The organism is Streptomyces sp. NPDC002701, from assembly GCF_042889045.1.
Classification (GTDB): domain Bacteria; phylum Actinomycetota; class Actinomycetes; order Streptomycetales; family Streptomycetaceae; genus Streptomyces.
This window is the reverse complement of sequence record NZ_JBIAQL010000011.1, coordinates 233,215-249,427: the sequence shown is the minus strand read 5'-3', so window position 1 is coordinate 249,427 and position 16,213 is coordinate 233,215. Positions and strand designations below refer to the sequence as shown.

Genomic DNA, 16,213 nt, shown 5'->3' with positions numbered 1-16,213 from the left:
ACTTCCGGTGTCAGTCGGCATCGTCGCATTCCGGCGCAATCAAGGCACTGTGCCGCGCGGTCTCCGGTCCGCGCCGACGGGTCATCCCCCACGGGCGATTCGACTGCTACGGCACGCTCGTCACGGACGCCGGGCGGGGCGCGGGACGTCCCTGCCTTCGGCTGAAGTCGCCAAGTCGCCATGGGAAACGCACCCTGCACGGTGGCCCGGAGCGGTCCGCCCCGGGCCTGGGCCTAGGAGCCGCCATGAGCAATGGAGATGTCTTCGTCGGTGAGGTCATCGGCACAGCGATTCTGATCCTGTTCGGCGCCGGCGTGGTCGCCGCCGTCGTACTCAACCACTCCAAGGCGAAGGACGCCGGCTGGGCCGTCATCGCTTTCGGCTGGGGCTTCGGCGTACTGGCCGGCGCGTACACGGCCGCGCCGCTGTCCGGCGGACACCTCAACCCGGCGGTGACGCTCGGCATCGCGATCGACACCGGCGACTGGGACCAGGTCCACTTCTACGTGGCCGGTCAGCTGGTCGGTGCCTTCCTCGGCGCGGTCCTGTGCTGGCTGGTCTATTTCGCACAGTTCCAGGCCAACGCCGAGGACGAGATCGCGCAGCCCACGCTCGGGATCTTCTCCACCGCGCCCGCCATCCGCCATCCCGTGGCCAACCTCATCACCGAGATCATCGCGACCGTCGGTCTGGTCCTGCCGATCCTGGCCTTCGGGCTCACCGAGGGACTCGGCCAGTCCGGCACCGCCATCCTGATCGTCGCGTTCCTGGTGGTCGGCATCGGTCTGTCGCTCGGCGGTCCGACGGGATACGCCATCAACCCGGCCCGTGACCTGGGCCCGCGCATCGCGCACGCCGTCCTGCCGATCCCCAACAAGGGCACGTCGGACTGGAGCTACTCGTGGATCCCGGTGGTGGGGCCGCTGATCGGCGGCGCGCTGTCCGGGCTCATCTTCAACGCGGCTTTCTAGCGCGGTCCACCGCAGAATCCGACGAAGGGGACGTCATGACGGACAGGTTCGTCGCCGCAATCGACCAGGGCACCACGTCCAGCCGCTGCATCGTCTTCAACCAGGACGGCGCGATCGTCGCCGTCGACCAGCGTGAGCACCGCCAGATCTTTCCCAAACCCGGCTGGGTGGAGCACGACGCCACCGAGATCTGGTCGAAGGTGCAGGCCGTCGTCGCGGGCGCGGTCGCGAAGGCCGGGCTCCGCGCCGACCAGCTCAGCGCGCTGGGGATCACCAACCAGCGCGAGACGACGGTCCTGTGGGACCGCGCCACCGGCAAGCCCGTACACAACGCGATCGTCTGGCAGGACACCCGTACCTCCGCGCTCTGCGCCGAACTCGGCGGGGCGGACGGGCAGGACCGGTTCCGCGAGCAGACCGGGCTGCCGCTGGCCAGCTACTTCTCCGGGCCCAAGGCGGCCTGGCTGCTCGACAACGTGCCGGGGCTGCGGGCCCGCGCCGAACACGGCGAGATCGCCTTCGGCACGATCGACTCCTGGCTGATCTGGAACCTCACCGGCGGTACCGACGGCGGCCGGCACGTCACCGACGTCACCAACGCCGGCCGCACCATGCTGATGAACCTCGAGACGCTGCAGTGGGACCCGTCCATCCTCTCCGCGATGAACGTCCCCGAAGCGGTCCTCCCCGAGATCAGGTCCTCGGCCGAGGTGTACGGAACCGCCGTGGGCCAGCTCGCCGGGGTCCCGGTGGCGTCCGCGCTGGGCGACCAGCAGGCCGCGGTGTTCGGCCAGGCGTGCTACGACGTGGGCACGGCCAAGAACACGTACGGGACGGGCAGTTTCCTGCTGCTCAACACCGGGAACACGCCCGTGCCCTCGAAGAACGGCCTGCTCACGACGATGGGGTACAAGATCGGCGCGGAGGCGCCGGTCTACTGCCTGGAAGGGTCCATCGCGATCACCGGCGCGCTGGTGCAGTGGTTCCGCGACCAGCTCGGCATCATCCGCACCGCCGACGAGATCGAGACCCTGGCGACGAGCGTCGACGACAACGGCGGCGCGTACATCGTGCCCGCCTTCTCGGGTCTGTTCGCGCCGTACTGGCGTTCGGACGCGCGCGGAGTCGTCACGGGTCTGACCCGGTACGTCACGAAGGGACATCTGGCGCGGGCCGTCCTGGAGGCGACGAGCTGGCAGACGCGTGAGGTCGTGGACGCCATGTTCCAGGACTCCGGGGTGCGGATCACAACCCTGAAGGTGGACGGCGGCATGACGAAGAACAACCTGCTGATGCAGCACCAGGCGGATGTCCTCGACGTGCCGGTGATCCGCCCGAAGGTCTCCGAGACGACCTGTCTGGGAGCGGCGTACGCGGCCGGTCTGGCGACCGGGGTGTGGAACGACCTCGACGAGCTGAAGTCGCACTGGCAGAAGGACGTCGAGTGGACGCCCTCCATGGAGGCGTCGGTCCGTGACCGCGAGTACCACAACTGGCGCAAGGCGGTGGAGAAGAGCTTCGGCTGGCACGAGGACGGCGCGGACTGAACCGGCGTTCCGCGTACCGAAGACCGTGGCCCGTACCTCCGTCCCCGGGGGTACGGGCCACGCCCTAGCTGGTGAGGGTGTGGCGGCGGTCGGCGAACGTCATCGCGTGCTGGACGACCTCGATGAGCACCTCCTTGACCGACTCCCGGCCGCGGGCGTCGCACAGGACCACGGGGACCGCGGGGTCGAGGTCGAGGGCCTGGCGGACGTCCTCGACGGGGTAACGGGCGGCGCCCTCGAAGCAGTTCACGCCCACCACGAAGGGGATGGCGCGCCGCTCGAAGTAGTCGACCGCCGCGAAGCAGTCCTCCAGGCGACGGGTGTCGGCGAGCACGACGGCACCCAGGGCGCCGGTGGCGAGCTCGTCCCACAGGAACCAGAACCGGTCCTGGCCGGGGGTGCCGAAGACATACAGCACGAGGTCCTCGCGGAGCGTGATGCGCCCGAAGTCCATGGCGACCGTGGTGGTGTGCTTGCCCTCCACCCCGCTGGTGTCGTCGACGGGGCGGCCCGCCTCGGTCAGGAGTTCCTCGGTGCGCAGCGGCTTGATCTCGCTGACGGCGCCGACCAGGGTGGTCTTGCCGACGCCGAAACCGCCCGCCACCAGGATCTTGAGGGTGACGGGCTCGACCGGGGCCTTGCCGCGTTCAGTGCGCCCGAGGATCATCGGTCTTCTCTCCAGCTTCAGCTTCAGTGGTGTCACGTGCTTCGGTGGTGCCGCGTGCTTCGGTGGTGCCACGTGGGCAGGGCGGGCCGGGCTCGCGGTTCACAGTGCTCGGAGGCCGCTGATCACGTCACGCAGAATGCTTTCGTCCGGCAGTTCAGCCGGCGGTACGGGGCGCCTCACACGAACCAGCTCGTCCTCCACCAGGTCGCCTATGAGGACGCGGACGACCCCGATGGGCAGGTCCAGTTCGGCGGCGAGTTCGGCGACCGACTGGGGTGCGTCGCGGCAGAGTTCGACGATGTCCACGTGCTCCGGGGACAGCGAGTTGTCCGCCTCCGGGTCCTGCGCGTGCTGCTCCGCCACCACCACCGCGATCAGGTCGAGGCGGTGCTGGCCCGGGCTGGTGGTGCGACCGCGCGTCATGGCATACGGACGGACCACCGGTCCGGCCTCGTCGTCGAACCAGTGGGACATCCCCTCACCGTCTCCGCTCATACCGTCCCACTACCCGCCCGCGGACAGTTCGCTGCGCGGGGCCGCCGCGAGATGCACGCCGACCCTCTTCACGAGGAGCGTCATCTCGTACGCGACCTGCCCGACGTCGGAGTCGGCGTCCGACAGGACGGCGAGGCAGCTGCCGTCACCCGCCGCCGTGACGAACAGGAACGCCTCGTCCAGTTCGACGACCGTCTGCCGGACGCTGCCCGCCTCGAAGTGACGGCCGACGCCCTTGGCGAGGCTGTGGAACCCGGAGGCGACGGCGGCCAGATGTTCGCTGTCCTCCCTCGTCAGGTCGGTGGAGACCCCCGTGGGGAGGCCGTCTCCGGAGAGCACGAGTGCCTTGCGGATGCTGGCGACACGCGCCACCAGGTCGTCGAGGAGCCAGTTGAGCTCCCCCGTCGCCGTGGTGGTCGTGGTGTGGCCGGCGGCCTTCGGTCCGGTCATCGACCGTCTCCCTTAGTCGTTCCTGGTGCTGTGCCGTCCTGGGCCTCGTCGCCCGCGGCGTTCTCCTCGCGGCCGCGCTGCCAGCCGCGCTGGAGCGAGGCCATCCGGCTGCGTACTTCGTCCGCGTCACGCTCCGCGGGCTCCGTCGTACGGGCCGCGCCACCGGCGGTGCGCCGGTCGGGGCCCTCCCTCAGCTGCGGGGCCAGACTGGCCTGCCGTACCCGCCGGGGCAGCGAACCGCCACCGCCGCCGGACGAGGGGGCGGGGCGGGTGTCGCCACTGCCGCTGCCGCTGCCGGCCGGGAGACCGGGACGGGTACCGCCCGGTTCGATCCCGCGACGCGCCCCGCGCCGGGGCAGGGCCGGGGCTTCGCCGTCCCCGCTCTCCCCGGCTCCCGGTCCACGCACGGCCGGGCCACCCGGCTCGGCGCCCGGACCCGCGGGCCAGTCGTCGACCGCGCCACGGCGGGTGGCGGACGCGTCCCCGGGCGCACGGACCCCCGGTCCCCGCCTGGCGCCCCTCGACCGCTTCGGCAGCTTCTCCAGCACGCCGGAGCGCTCGGGGGTCTCCGGGGCCGCCGACGGAGCCGGCCCGGGCCGGTCCGCGACCGCACCGGTGTCCGCGCCGTCCACCGGCTCGTCGCGCCGCGGTCCGGACCGGGTCACGGGACGCCCGTGGGAACTGACGAGCTTGGGGGTGCGGCGCCGCGGCAGGGGGACGCCGGGCTGCTCTTCGTCACCGCCGGAGAGCCGTGACGACTCGCGCGGCGGCTCGCGCCGCTCGTCCGCCGCCGTCTGGCCGCGGGAGCGGCGCGGGCGGAAGATACCGCCGTGTTCGGTGTCGTCGTCCCCGAGGGCGCCGGGGAAGTCGTCGAGTGCGTCCAGGTCGACGGGCGCCTCCAGTTCGACCGGTCCGTCGAGGATCGACGTCGACAGGCCGGGGAGCGTGACGGGCACCTGGGACAACGCGGCCCTGCGGCCCTCGTCGGCGGCGTTCTTGGTGTTCTGCGCGTTCTTCGCGGGCAGTGCCCGGTCGAGCCGGAACCCGACGCCGTTGGTGTCGGGCACGTCGTCGGAGAGCAGCGCGTCCGGCACGAAGACCACGGCGGTCGTCCCGCCGTACGGGGACGGCTGCAGGGAGACGCGTACGTTCTGCCGCTGGGCGAGCCGGCTGACCACGAAGAGGCCGAGCCGGTCGGTGTCGGAGAGCTCGAACTCGGGGGTCTCGGCGAGCCGGAGGTTGGCGTCGAGGAGCGCCTCGGCGGCCATGCCGAGTCCGCGGTCGTGGATCTCCAGGGTGAAGCCGTTGGCGACGCGCTCGCCGTGCACCTGCACGGCCGTGTGTGGCGGCGAGAACACCGTCGCGTTCTCCAGGAGTTCGGCGACGAGGTGGGTGAGGTCGGCGACGGCGGAGCCGGTGACGGCCATCCGCGGCAGCCGCCTGACCTCGATGCGCTCGTAGTCCTCGACCTCGGCGACGGCGGCACGTACGACGTCCATCAGCTGCACCGGCTTGCGCCACTGCCGGGAGGGCGCCGCTCCGGAGAGGATCACCAGACCTTCCGCGTGCCGGCGCATACGGGTCGTCAGGTGGTCCAGGCGGAAGAGGTCGGCGAGCTCGTCGGTGTCCTCGGTCCTGCGCTCCATCGTGTCGAGCAGGGTGAGCTGCTTGTGCAGCAGGACCTGGCTGCGGCGGGCGAGGTTCACGAACACCTCGGAGACGCCACTGCGCAGCTCGGACTGTTTGACCGCGGCCTCGACGGCCGAGCGCTGCAGGCTGTTGAGGGCCTGGCTGACCTCGCCGATCTCGTTCTTCTCGTACTCCAGACGCGGGACCTCGGTCTCGACGTCGACCTGCTCGCCCGCGGAGAGGCGGCGCATCACGCTGGGCAGCCGCACCTCGGCGGTCTCGTGGGCCTCCTGGCGCAGGCGGCGCAGGTCGCGGATGAGGCTGCGGCCGATGCGTACGGACATGAAGAGGGAGACCAGCACCGCGGCCAGGCCGAGTACGCCGGCGATGACGGCCTTGACGATGACGCCGACCGCGACGGGGCGGACCCGGTCCTGGAAGCGGTCGCCGGCCTGGGTGTTGAGCTTGTCGAGGCCGTCGAGGACCCCGTCCGCGAGGCCGTCCCAGCTCTTCGCGCTGACTCCTCGCGGGGTGCCCGGCGCGGAGGCGAGGACGGACTGCTCGGCGACGCGCAGGGGTGCGGTGGCGGCGTTCTTCCAGTAGCGGTCGTAGCGGACGCGCTCGGTGGAGGGCATCTGCGGCAGGTTGATCTCGTACAGGATCGAGCGCTGGGCGACCAGGTCGGAGATGTCGCGGGCCTCGTCGCGGGTGACACGGCCGACGACGAGAGCGGAACCGAGCAGGGCGTCCTCGCGGGCGAGCAGCTCACGGGCGCGCGACATGTTGACGAGGGCACGGCCCTGCTTGTCCACGTCCACGTTCTCGAGGACCTGGAGGTTGGCCAGCAGGATGTAACAGGGGTCGACCAGGCGGTTGTAGAGGTCGAGGGCCTGGGCGCGGGTGACGGTGTTGTCCTCGACGCTCTGGCGCAGCGACCCGACACCGTCGAAGGCGTCCAGGATCGCGGTGAGGCGCTCGGTGGTGTCGAATCCCATCTCGTCCCGGACGTCGTCGTCCCTGGCGTTCCTGCGGATCTTCGACACGACCTCGTCGGTGGCGGTCCGGGTCCGGCGCAGGTCGGTGAGGGCGTCGGAGGCGCGGGGGTCCGCGAGGTAGACGAGGGTCTGGCGCCGCTCGTCCTGGAGAACGCTGATGACGTCCTCGGTGGGATAGCCGATCTCCTGGACGATGAACGTCGTGTCGAACAACTGGTTGACCTCGCGTCCCGTCAGGACGGTGGCGAAGCCCCAGATCCCGGTCAGGGAAACGAGCGGCACGAGAAGCAGCGCCACGATCTTCCGGCGGATCGACTTCCCGCGAAAGCGCATGGCCTCCCCCAGCTCGACCCCCGGACACCGGGGGCACACATGTACGTCAACAAACGGCGTGAGCCTACTACCGACGCACAAGTATCTCGAAGACCTGTCCGGGCCGACTCGGCGCGCGGAGGAACGGGACATCCGCAGTTGTCCGTTCATTGCGGGAGATTGCCTCCCCGAATCCGACACGGGGCGGCGCGGGCGCTCCGGCCCGTACCTCTGATCTTTTTGGCCGGTTTTTTTCGGTCGCCGGGAATCTTCGGCTTACGTGGATCGTCTGTCTGTATGGAAGTTGGGGCGGAATCGGCTGCAGATGCCGGATGCCGCGGCCAGGCGGCATAATACAGCGCAAGCCGGGCAGCCGATGGGGAGCCGGAGTCTCGTGACACCGGAGCGAGCGGCTGTCGGGCGGTGGGGAGTGACGAGTTGATGGGCACGGCGGAGCGGTACGGGGCATCCGGGACTGGTGTTGCGACGATCGCGGAGGCGGAGCGGAAGCCACAGACCTCGGGCCGCGGCATTCCGGCCGATATTGCGGCGAGGAACCTCCCGTCCGGGGCGGGGCGGGTGAGCGGGGCCGGGACCGCGCCCGTCGCCGAGGTGCGGACGGCACCCATGACGACGGCGGGGACGGCTCCCGTCACGGACCTCACGAGGACCACGGAGACCGGTGAGATCAGTGAGAACGGTGGGGTCAAGGGGATAGAGACCCACGTCCTGCCGGACAGCGGCAGCGAACCGGTCCCGGAGGCCGAAGACCGGGGGCACTACCGGCCGTTGTGGGTGGAGGAGCCGGCGACCAGGCGGCGGCTGCCGGATCCCGTGCGGACGTCCGCGGTCCGGGCCGTCATCATCATCGCCGTCACCCTGATCCAGGCGATGGTCGCCTTCCTGTGCACGCTGGCCGGTTCCTGGCTCGCGTTCCCCATGGTGCTCAGCAGCGTGGCGAGCACGGTGGTGGCCACCTGGGCCGCCCTGGACGTCTGGGTGACCCGCCAGGTGTGGAACCAGCGCAACGGCGTGGTGTCGGAGCCGAGCAGCACCGCGCGTGCCCTGCGGCGCGAGCGGCGCAAGGCACGCCGTCAGGAGCGGACGGCGGCGCGGGCCGACGAGCGGATACGCCGGCGGGGCGGGGCGGGCCGGCTGTCGCACTCGTGACGCAGCGCCTCCCGAACGTCGCCCGCGCGGCGACGGTGCGCCGGTGTCCTAGGAGGCGGCCGCCCCCATCTCGTCGGCAGCACGGGCGAGTTCACGTCGGACGCGCATGAACGGGCGCGGGCGGTCCACGGAGAGCACCGCGGTCGTCCGGCCCCCGCGCTCGTACAGTGCGAGGAGACCGCCCTCGCCCGGCGCTCCGTCGGTGACCGTGCCCTCCGCGATACGGACGGTGTCGGTGTCCCGGCGCCGTCCGGCGAACTGGATCCGCGCTCCGTACTGGTCGGACCAGAAATAGGGCAGCGGTCGTACGGTCTCCGCGGTGTGCCCGGCGAGGAGGTTGCGCACGGCGACCCTGGGCTGCTCGGTGGCGCTGGTCCAGTGTTCGGCGCGGGTTCCGCCGACGCGGGCCACGTCTCCGACGGCGACCACCTGCGGCAGGGCCGTCACGCAGCCGGCGTCGCACGGCACGCCGTCGCCCGGCAAACTGTCGCGCGGTGCGAGAGGTGAGCCCTCCAGCCACGTGGTGTTGGGGATGGTGCCGATGCCTACGATCACGAGGTCGGCGGGGAGGCGGCGGCCGTCGGTGAGTTCCACCGCGGTGACCGTGTCGCCCCGGGTGGGGCCCGCGGTGGTGCCGTGCAGCGCGGTGGTGCCGTGCAGCGTGGTGGTGCCCTGCAGTGCGGTGACGCCCGTGCCGGTGATCAGGTCGACGCCACCGCGGCGGTGCAGCGCGGCGCACAGGGCCGCCATCCGTGGGCCGAGTTGCGGCACCAGTGGCAGCGGGGCCGCTTCCACGACGGTGACGTGGTGGCCGAGTCCGGCGCACGAGGACGCGGTCTCGGCGCCGATGAATCCCCCGCCGATGACGACGACGTGACGCGGGCCCGCGGTCAGTTCGGCGCGCAGGGCGCGGGCGTCGTCGAGGGTGCGCAGGGTGTGGACTCCGGCGGGTGCCGGGCCCGGGAGCCGGCGGGCCGAGGCCCCTGTGGCGATGACGACGCCGTCGCTGGGGACGGTGCGGCCGTCGTCCAGGAGGACGGCGCGGCCGCGGGCGTCGAGACCACGGGCGCGGACGCCGAGCAGCCACTCGGCGCCGAGTGCGGCGCTCTCCTCGGCGTCGCCGAGGGCGAGGTGTCCCTCGTCGGACCGGCCGGTGAGGAAGTCCTTGGACAGGGGTGGGCGGTCGTAGGGCGGGTGTGGTTCGTCGCCGACGATCACCAGCCGGCCGTCGAACCCCTGGTCGCGAAGCTCGCGGGCCGCGTACAGCCCGGACAGTGAGGCCCCGACGACGGTGACGGTCCTCATGCGCGGGGTGCCGGGCGGGGAGCCTGCGCGGGGCGGGCACCGTCGGCGGCCGGACCGGAGACCGGCGCGGCGCCCCACCCGGGAGAGCCAGGGGACACCCCGGCCCCGCGACCGGAGCGGCCGGGGCGACCGACGGCCGTTGCGGCGCCGCGTTGCGCGGTCCGCGTGGTGCCGTCCCCGGTGGTGGGCGTGGGAGGGTGGGGTGGCGGGCCGGGCGCCGTCGCGTTGTCCGTGGGGCGGGACGTCATGCCGCCGTTCCTTCCTCGGCCGCCAGGTGGACGTGGATGACGCCGTCGTCGACGGTGACGCGGTGGGTACGGACGGCGCGGCGCGCGGGAAGGCACGCCGGCTGCCCCGTGCGGAGGTCGAACGAGGCGGCGTGCAACGGGCATTCCACCAGGCAGCCCTCCAGCCACCCCTCGGAGAGGGACGCGTCCTGGTGGGTGCAGGTGTCGTCGATGGCGTACAGCTCGCCGTCGGCGTTGAAGACGGCGATGGGCGGCACGGTGTCGACACGGGCGGATTCGCCCTCGGGGAGGTCATCAAGGCGGCAGACGGGAATCACGGGCCCCCCTCTCGGTCCAGGGCACAGCCCCGGACCTCTCAGGTCCGGTCTGGTCCGAGACCTTCCTGGTCTTGGACTGTTCGGTAACATGATGTTTCGTATGGCGCACGAGGGAGCGCTATGCGCAACAGAATCCGCGCGGGACGCCCGTCACGTCAAGGGCTTCCGGCAGATGCGGCTCAAACGGGCCGCCAGGTGGTGAGAGCTGACCCATGACCCGCACTCAGAAACAGGCCGACCGAACAGAGGAGACGCCGGAGAGGCTGGGCAGAGGCGCGGGGAGCGCCGTCCAGTCGGTGGACCGCGCGGTGAGCGTGCTGGAGATCCTCGCCCGGCTCGGCGAGGCGGGCGTCACCGAGATCGCCGACGAACTGGAGGTGCACAAGTCCACGGCCTTCCGGCTCCTCGGCGTGCTGGAGAACCGGGGCCTGGTCGCCCAGGCCAAGGACCGCGGGAAGTACTTCCTGGGTGCCGGCGTACTACGCCTCGCGGGGGCGGCGGCAGTGCGTCTGGACATCTCCCAGGAAGGCGTCGGCGTCTGCCGCGAACTCGCGGACGAGCTGGGCGAGACCGCCAACATCGCGGTCCTCGACGACACCGCGGCGGTCAACATCATGCAGGCCCGCGGCGCCGCGTCCGTCACCGCGCAGAACTGGCTGGGAAGGCGCACCCCGCTGCACGCCACCTCCAGCGGCAAGGTGCTGCTGGCCCATCTGCCGGAGACGCTCCGCGAAGGGCTGCTGGCCAGGACTCTCCCGCGGTTCACCGAGCGCACGATCACCGGCACGGCCGCGCTGCGTGCCGAGCTGGAGACGGTGGTCGAGCGGGGTTACGCGATCGCCAGGGAGGAGCTGGAGCTGGGTCTGGCCGCGACGGCGGCGCCGGTGCGCGCCCACGACGGCAGGGTGATCGGCGCGATCAGCGTCTCCGGTCCGGTGTACCGGCTGGACGCGGACCGTCTGCCGGAGCTCGCCGAGCGCACGGCGGCGGCCGCCGCCGAGCTGTCGCGCCGGATGGGGTACGGCTTCTGACGGAAACGGAACCGGACACACCGGGGACGCAGGACAGGGCGCGGGGCCGGGAACACCTGGCCCCGCGCCGCTGTGTGTCGGGCGGATTTCGTGCGGCCCGCACCTTTTGCCAAGGGTTAACCTCCCCCTCTTGACGGCTCGCTCACGGCCTTCTCACTATGTTCCTCACAGCGCAACCCATAGTGCACTGCGCAACAGCAGAGGAGCCAGGTCGTGCCATACGAGGTTCGTGCCGTAGTCGCTGTGAAGAAGGGCGCACCCGTCGAGGTGCGGACGATCGTCGTTCCTGATCCCGGTCCGGGCGAGGTGCTCGTCACCGTGCAGGCCGGCGGGGTCTGCCACACGGATCTGCACTACCGGGAGGGCGCGATCAACGACGACTTCCCGTTCCTGCTGGGGCACGAGGCGGCCGGCACGATCGAGGCGGTCGGTGCGGGCGTCACCGACCTCAGGACCGGCGACTACGTGGTCCTCGCCTGGCGGGCCCCCTGCGGTTCCTGCCGCTCGTGCCGCCGTGGCCGCCCCTGGTACTGCTTCGACTCGCGCAACGCCGCTCGGCCCATGACCCTCCTCGACGGCACCCCGCTCAGCAACGCGCTGGGCATCGGCGCCTTCGCCGAGAAGACCCTGGTCGCGGCCGGTCAGGCGGTGAAGGTGGACGCGGCGGCCCGCCCCGAGGCCGCGGGCCTGATCGGCTGCGGGGTGATGGCCGGATACGGCGCGGCGGTGAACACGGGCAACGTCGGGCGCGGTGACACGGTCGCGGTCATCGGCTGTGGCGGTGTCGGCGACGCGGCCATCGCCGGCGCGTGCCTCAACGGGGCCATGAAGGTCATCGCCGTCGACATCGACGACAAGAAGCTCGACCTGGCGGAGCGGTTCGGCGCCACGCACACGGTCAACTCCCGTGGCACGGACGCCGTCGAGGCCGTACGCGCCCTCACCGACGGTTTCGGGGTCGACGTCGCCATCGACGCGGTGGGCCGCCCGGAGACCTTCCTGCAAGCCTTCTACATGCGTGACCACGCCGGTCTGCTGGTGCAGGTCGGTGTCCCGTCCCCGCAGACGAAGGTGGAACTGCCGCTGATCGACGTGTTCTCGCGCGGCGGCGCGATCAAGTCCTCCTGGTACGGGGACTGTCTGCCGAGCCGCGACTTCCCGTTCCTCGTCGACCAGTACCTCTACGGCCTGCTGGACCTGGACGCGTTCGTCACGGAGACCATCGCGCTCGACCAGGTCGAGGAGGCGTTCGCGAAGATGCACCGCGGCGAGGTGCTGCGTTCGGTGGTGGTCCTGTGAGCGAGCGGGCGAGCGAGCGGCGGGGCAGGTCCGGGGCGAACCCCCGCGTGGTCGTCGTGGGCGCCGGTATCGTCGGCTGCTCCCTCGCGGACGAACTCACCGCCCGCGGCTGGACCGACGTCACCGTCCTCGAACAGGGCCCGCTGCCCGCCCCGGGCGGCTCCACCTCCCACGCTCCCGGCCTGGTCTTCCGGACCAGCCCGTCCAGGACGCTCACCGCCTTCGCCCGGTACACGGTCGAGAAGTTCACCTCCCTGCGGGTGGACGGGGTCTCCTGCTTCGACCCGGTCGGCGGGCTGGAGCTCGCGACGACTCCCGAACGGCTCGCCGAGCTGCACCGCAGGGCCGGTTACGCCGCCTCCTGGGGCGTACGCGGCGAGGTCGTCGACGCGGCCCGCTGCAAGGAACTGTGGCCGCTGATCGACGAGTCGGTCGTCCTCGGCGGCTTCCACACGCCCGACGACGGCTTGGCCCGCGCCCTGCTCGCGGCCCGGGGGCAGCGGGAACGGGCCGAGAGCCGGGGCGCCCGCTTCCTGGACCGGCACACCGTCACGGGGATCGAGAAGGAGGACGGCCACAGGGGTGGCGGGCAGGCCGCCGGGGTCACCGCCGTCGTCACCGACCGGGGTGTCTTCCCCGCCGACCACGTGGTCTCGGCGGCCGGGTTCTGGGGCCCGGTCATCGGCCGCATGGCCGGCGTCGACGTACCGCTGCAACCGCTCGCCCACCAGTACGCGCGGACGAAGCCCCTCCCCTGTCTGTCGGGAGCCACCGCGGAGGCATCGAGGCCCATCCTCCGCTTCCAGGACCGCGACCTCTACTTCCGCGAGCACACCGACCGCCTCGGCATCGGCAGTTACGCCCACAAGCCGCTCCCCGTGGACCCCTTCACGGTCCTCGGCCACGGCGAGGCGCGCGCGAACGGCCTGCAGATGCCGTCCTCGCTCCCCTTCACCGAGGAGGACTGGGCGCCGAGCTGGGACGACTGCCGCCGGCTGCTGCCCGCTCTGCGCGACAGCGAGATCGAGGAAGGCTTCAACGGCGTCTTCTCCTTCACCCCGGACGGCATGCCGGTCCTCGGCGAATCACGTGCGGTACGGGGTTTCTGGCTGGCGGAGGCCGTGTGGGTGACCCACTCGGCCGGTGTCGCCAAGGCCGTGGCCGAGTGGATGGTCGAGGGCCGCCCGGGGCTCGACGTCCACGAGTGCGACCTCACGCGTTTCGAGGACGCCCAGCGCTCCCCCGCGTACATCAGGGACCGCGGCTCGCAGCAGTTCGTCGAGGTGTACGACGTGCTCCACCCGCTCCAGCCGATGGAGCGGCCGCGCCCCCTGCGGGTCAGCCCGTTCCACGCCCGCCAGCAGGAACTCGGCGCGCACTTCCTGGAGGGCGGCGGCTGGGAGCGTCCGCACTGGTACGAGGCGAACGCGCCGCTCGCCGCCGCCGCGGACGTACCTCCGCGGGACGCCTGGTCCGCGCGGTACTGGTCGCCCGTCGCGGCGGCCGAGGCGAGGACGACCCGCGAGAGGGTCGCCCTCTACGACATGACCCCGCTGCGCCGCCTCGAGGTCACCGGCCGCGGAGCTCTCGACTTCCTGCACGGCATGACCACCAACAACCTCCGCAAGAAGCCCGGCGCGGTCACCTACACCCTGCTCCTGGACGGGACCGGCGGCATCCGCTCCGACCTCACCGTCGCCCGCCTGGGCCCCGACCGCTTCCAGGTGGGCGCCAACTCTCCCGCGGACCTGGACTGGCTGACCAGGCATGCCCCCGACGGTGTGCACGTCCGGGACATCACGTCCGGCACCTGCTGCGTCGGCGTCTGGGGGCCGCTCGCCCGCGACCTCGTGCAGCCGCTCACCGGCGACGACTTCTCGCACGAGGGTTTCGGCTACTTCCGGGCCAGGGAGACGTACCTCGGCCATGTCCCCGTCACCGCGATGCGACTGAGTTACGTGGGCGAACTGGGCTGGGAGCTGTACACGACCGCCGACCTGGGGCTGCGGCTCTGGGACACGCTGTGGGAGGCGGGGCGGCCGTACGGCGTGATCGCCGCCGGGCGCTCGGCCTTCAACAGCCTGCGCCTGGAGAAGGGGTACCGGGCGTGGGGCGTCGACATGACGGACGAACACGATCCCTACGAGGCGGGGGTCGGGTTCGCCGTCCGGCTGGACAAGGGCGACTTCCTGGGGAAGGAGGCGCTGCGCCTGAGGGGTGAGCCCCGGCGCCGGCTCACTCCGCTGCTCCTCGACGATCCGGCGTCCGTCGTCCTCGGCAAGGAGCCGGTGTACGTCGACGGGGTCGCGGCCGGGTACGTGACCAGTGCGGCGTACGGCTACACGCTGGGGCGGTGTGTCGCGTACGCCTGGCTGCCGGTGCTGCCCGTGGGGACGGGGGTCTCTGTCGAGTACTTCGGGGAGAAGGTGGGCGCGACCATTGCGGACGAACCGCTGTTCGATCCGGAGATGAGCCGGATCCGGTGCTGAACGCTTCGCTTGGGGATTGTGTGTCGCGTGCGGGTCCGTGGGGGCTGGTCGCGCAGTTCCCCGCGCCCCTGAAGGCCCCGGTGGAGCCGCGCGTCGATACAGCCCCGCCACCCCTGGAAAACGGAGGTTCTCGTGTCCCCTTCCTATGACGTGATCGTTGTCGGGCTCGGTGGTATGGGCAGTGCCGCCGCCCATCACCTCTCCTCGCGTGGCGTGCGGGTGCTCGGGCTCGAGAAGTTCGGGCCCGTGCACAACCGCGGGTCCAGTCACGGCGGTTCACGGGTCACCCGGCAGTCCTACTTCGAGGACCCCGCGTACGTGCCGCTGCTGCTGCGCGCATACGAGCTGTACGAGGACCTGGAGCGGGCCACCGGCCGGGACATCGCCACGCTGTGCGGCGGGGTGATGGTCGGACGGCCCGACTCGCAGACCGTCGCCGGTTCCCTGCGCTCCGCCACCCAATGGGATCTGCCCCACGAGATGCTCGACGCGGCCGAGATCCGCCGCCGCTTCCCCACCCTCGCCCCGCACGACGACGAGGTCGCGCTCCACGAAGAGAAGGCCGGCCTGGTCCGCCCCGAGAACATGGTCGCCGCACATCTCCAACTCGCCACACGGCAGGGCGCCGACCTGCACTTCGACGAGCCGATGACCCGCTGGGAGCCGTACCGGGACGGTGTTCGCGTCCATACCGCCGAGAACACGTACACGGCGGGCCAGTTGGTGATCTGCCCCGGTGCGTGGGCGCCGCAGCTGCTCACCGACCTCGGCGTGCCGTTCACCATCGAGCGGCAGGTCATGTACTGGTTCCAGCCCCGGGGCGGGGTGCGGCCCTTCCTGCCGGAGAACCATCCCGTCTACATCTGGCAGGACGCGGCCGGCGTCCAGGTCTACGGGTTCCCGTCCATCGACGGGCCGGAGCTGGGCGCCAAGGTCGCCTTCTTCCGCAGGGGCCGCCCCTGTACGCCGGAGACCATCGACCGGACCGTCCACGCGGACGAGATCGGGGCGATGGCGGACCACATGGCCCGCTGCATCCCCGACCTGCCCGGCACCTTCCTCAAGGCCGCCACCTGTATGTACTCCAACACCCCCGACGAGCACTTCGTCATCGCGCGGCATCCCGCGCACCCCGAGTCCGTGACCGTGGCCTGCGGTTTCTCCGGGCACGGCTTCAAGTTCGTGCCGGTGGTCGGCGAGATCCTGGCCGATCTGGCCCTGACCGGCACCACGCGCCACCCGATCGGCCTGTTCGACCCCCACCGCCTCGCCGCCGCGCCCGCCTGAG

The 16,213-nt window shown here is 71.7% G+C and carries 13 protein-coding genes; 7 read left to right on the top strand and 6 right to left on the bottom strand.

Annotated elements, in window-relative coordinates; genetic code table 11:
- Nucleotides 1-245 precede the first annotated feature (245 nt).
- Nucleotides 246-971: an MIP/aquaporin family protein gene (locus tag ACFYXC_RS27225; protein ID WP_388918502.1), complete on the top strand. Its 726-nt coding sequence runs from the start codon at nucleotides 246-248 to the stop codon at nucleotides 969-971.
- Between the two features lie 35 nt (nucleotides 972-1,006).
- Entirely contained in the window at nucleotides 1,007-2,518 is a 1,512-nt protein-coding gene (gene glpK, locus ACFYXC_RS27220) for a glycerol kinase GlpK (protein ID WP_389554395.1), read from the top strand.
- A gap of 64 nt (nucleotides 2,519-2,582) precedes the next feature.
- On the opposite strand, the gene ACFYXC_RS27215 is transcribed toward glpK, so the two are convergent.
- From ACFYXC_RS27215 to ACFYXC_RS27200, 4 genes are all read right to left on the bottom strand, one after another.
- On the bottom strand, nucleotides 2,583-3,185 hold the full coding sequence (locus ACFYXC_RS27215; protein ID WP_388918565.1) for an ATP/GTP-binding protein: 603 nt from the start codon (nucleotides 3,183-3,185) through the stop codon (nucleotides 2,583-2,585).
- A 99-nt stretch (nucleotides 3,186-3,284) separates the two neighbouring features.
- Entirely contained in the window at nucleotides 3,285-3,680 is a 396-nt protein-coding gene (locus ACFYXC_RS27210) for a DUF742 domain-containing protein (protein WP_388918496.1), read from the bottom strand.
- Nucleotides 3,681-3,689: 9 nt separating this feature from the next.
- Nucleotides 3,690-4,130, bottom strand: coding sequence for a roadblock/LC7 domain-containing protein (locus ACFYXC_RS27205; protein ID WP_388918492.1), 441 nt, complete (start codon nucleotides 4,128-4,130; stop codon nucleotides 3,690-3,692).
- The gene (locus ACFYXC_RS27200; RefSeq protein WP_389554393.1) at nucleotides 4,127-7,087 is read right to left on the bottom strand and encodes a nitrate- and nitrite sensing domain-containing protein; all 2,961 of its coding nucleotides are present in this window, start codon (nucleotides 7,085-7,087) and stop codon (nucleotides 4,127-4,129) included. Before ACFYXC_RS27200 ends, ACFYXC_RS27205 begins: the two co-directional genes overlap by 4 nt.
- 606 nt (nucleotides 7,088-7,693) lie before the next feature.
- On the opposite strand from ACFYXC_RS27200, the gene ACFYXC_RS27195 reads away from it, so the two are divergent.
- The gene (locus tag ACFYXC_RS27195; RefSeq protein WP_389554391.1) at nucleotides 7,694-8,236 is read left to right on the top strand and encodes a hypothetical protein; all 543 of its coding nucleotides are present in this window, start codon (nucleotides 7,694-7,696) and stop codon (nucleotides 8,234-8,236) included.
- 48 nt (nucleotides 8,237-8,284) lie between these two features.
- Here ACFYXC_RS27195 and ACFYXC_RS27190 read toward each other — a convergent pair whose 3' ends face one another.
- Nucleotides 8,285-9,541, bottom strand: a complete 1,257-nt coding sequence (locus ACFYXC_RS27190) for an NAD(P)/FAD-dependent oxidoreductase (protein ID WP_389554389.1) — start codon at nucleotides 9,539-9,541, stop codon at nucleotides 8,285-8,287.
- A 244-nt stretch (nucleotides 9,542-9,785) separates the two neighbouring features.
- A complete protein-coding gene (locus tag ACFYXC_RS27185; protein WP_388918480.1) occupies nucleotides 9,786-10,106 on the bottom strand; it encodes a bifunctional 3-phenylpropionate/cinnamic acid dioxygenase ferredoxin subunit in 321 nt (106 codons plus the stop codon).
- Between the two features lie 212 nt (nucleotides 10,107-10,318).
- On the opposite strand from ACFYXC_RS27185, the gene ACFYXC_RS27180 reads away from it, so the two are divergent.
- From ACFYXC_RS27180 to solA, 4 genes are all read left to right on the top strand, one after another.
- Nucleotides 10,319-11,137: an IclR family transcriptional regulator gene (locus ACFYXC_RS27180; protein WP_389554387.1), complete on the top strand. Its 819-nt coding sequence runs from the start codon at nucleotides 10,319-10,321 to the stop codon at nucleotides 11,135-11,137.
- Between the two features lie 213 nt (nucleotides 11,138-11,350).
- Complete coding sequence (locus tag ACFYXC_RS27175) at nucleotides 11,351-12,436, top strand: S-(hydroxymethyl)mycothiol dehydrogenase (protein ID WP_388918474.1); 1,086 nt, start codon at nucleotides 11,351-11,353, stop codon at nucleotides 12,434-12,436.
- Nucleotides 12,433-14,925 (top strand): FAD-dependent oxidoreductase, encoded by a 2,493-nt coding sequence (locus tag ACFYXC_RS27170; protein WP_389554385.1) that lies wholly within the window; start codon nucleotides 12,433-12,435, stop codon nucleotides 14,923-14,925. Before ACFYXC_RS27175 ends, ACFYXC_RS27170 begins: the two co-directional genes overlap by 4 nt.
- Before the next feature lie 132 nt (nucleotides 14,926-15,057).
- Complete coding sequence (solA, locus tag ACFYXC_RS27165) at nucleotides 15,058-16,212, top strand: N-methyl-L-tryptophan oxidase (RefSeq protein ID WP_389554383.1); 1,155 nt, start codon at nucleotides 15,058-15,060, stop codon at nucleotides 16,210-16,212.
- Nucleotide 16,213: the final 1 nt, after the last annotated feature.

Coding starts and splice junctions, on each gene's coding strand:
- ACFYXC_RS27225 (WP_388918502.1), top strand. CDS start 246: ATGAGCAATGGAGATGTCTTCGTCGGTGAGGTCATCGGCACAGCGATT.
- ACFYXC_RS27200 (WP_389554393.1), bottom strand. CDS start 7,087: ATGCGCTTTCGCGGGAAGTCGATCCGCCGGAAGATCGTGGCGCTGCTT.
- ACFYXC_RS27215 (WP_388918565.1), bottom strand. CDS start 3,185: ATGATCCTCGGGCGCACTGAACGCGGCAAGGCCCCGGTCGAGCCCGTC.
- ACFYXC_RS27195 (WP_389554391.1), top strand. CDS start 7,694: ATGACGACGGCGGGGACGGCTCCCGTCACGGACCTCACGAGGACCACG.
- ACFYXC_RS27190 (WP_389554389.1), bottom strand. CDS start 9,541: ATGAGGACCGTCACCGTCGTCGGGGCCTCACTGTCCGGGCTGTACGCG.
- ACFYXC_RS27205 (WP_388918492.1), bottom strand. CDS start 4,130: ATGACCGGACCGAAGGCCGCCGGCCACACCACGACCACCACGGCGACG.
- ACFYXC_RS27180 (WP_389554387.1), top strand. CDS start 10,319: ATGACCCGCACTCAGAAACAGGCCGACCGAACAGAGGAGACGCCGGAG.
- glpK (WP_389554395.1), top strand. CDS start 1,007: ATGACGGACAGGTTCGTCGCCGCAATCGACCAGGGCACCACGTCCAGC.
- ACFYXC_RS27210 (WP_388918496.1), bottom strand. CDS start 3,680: ATGAGCGGAGACGGTGAGGGGATGTCCCACTGGTTCGACGACGAGGCC.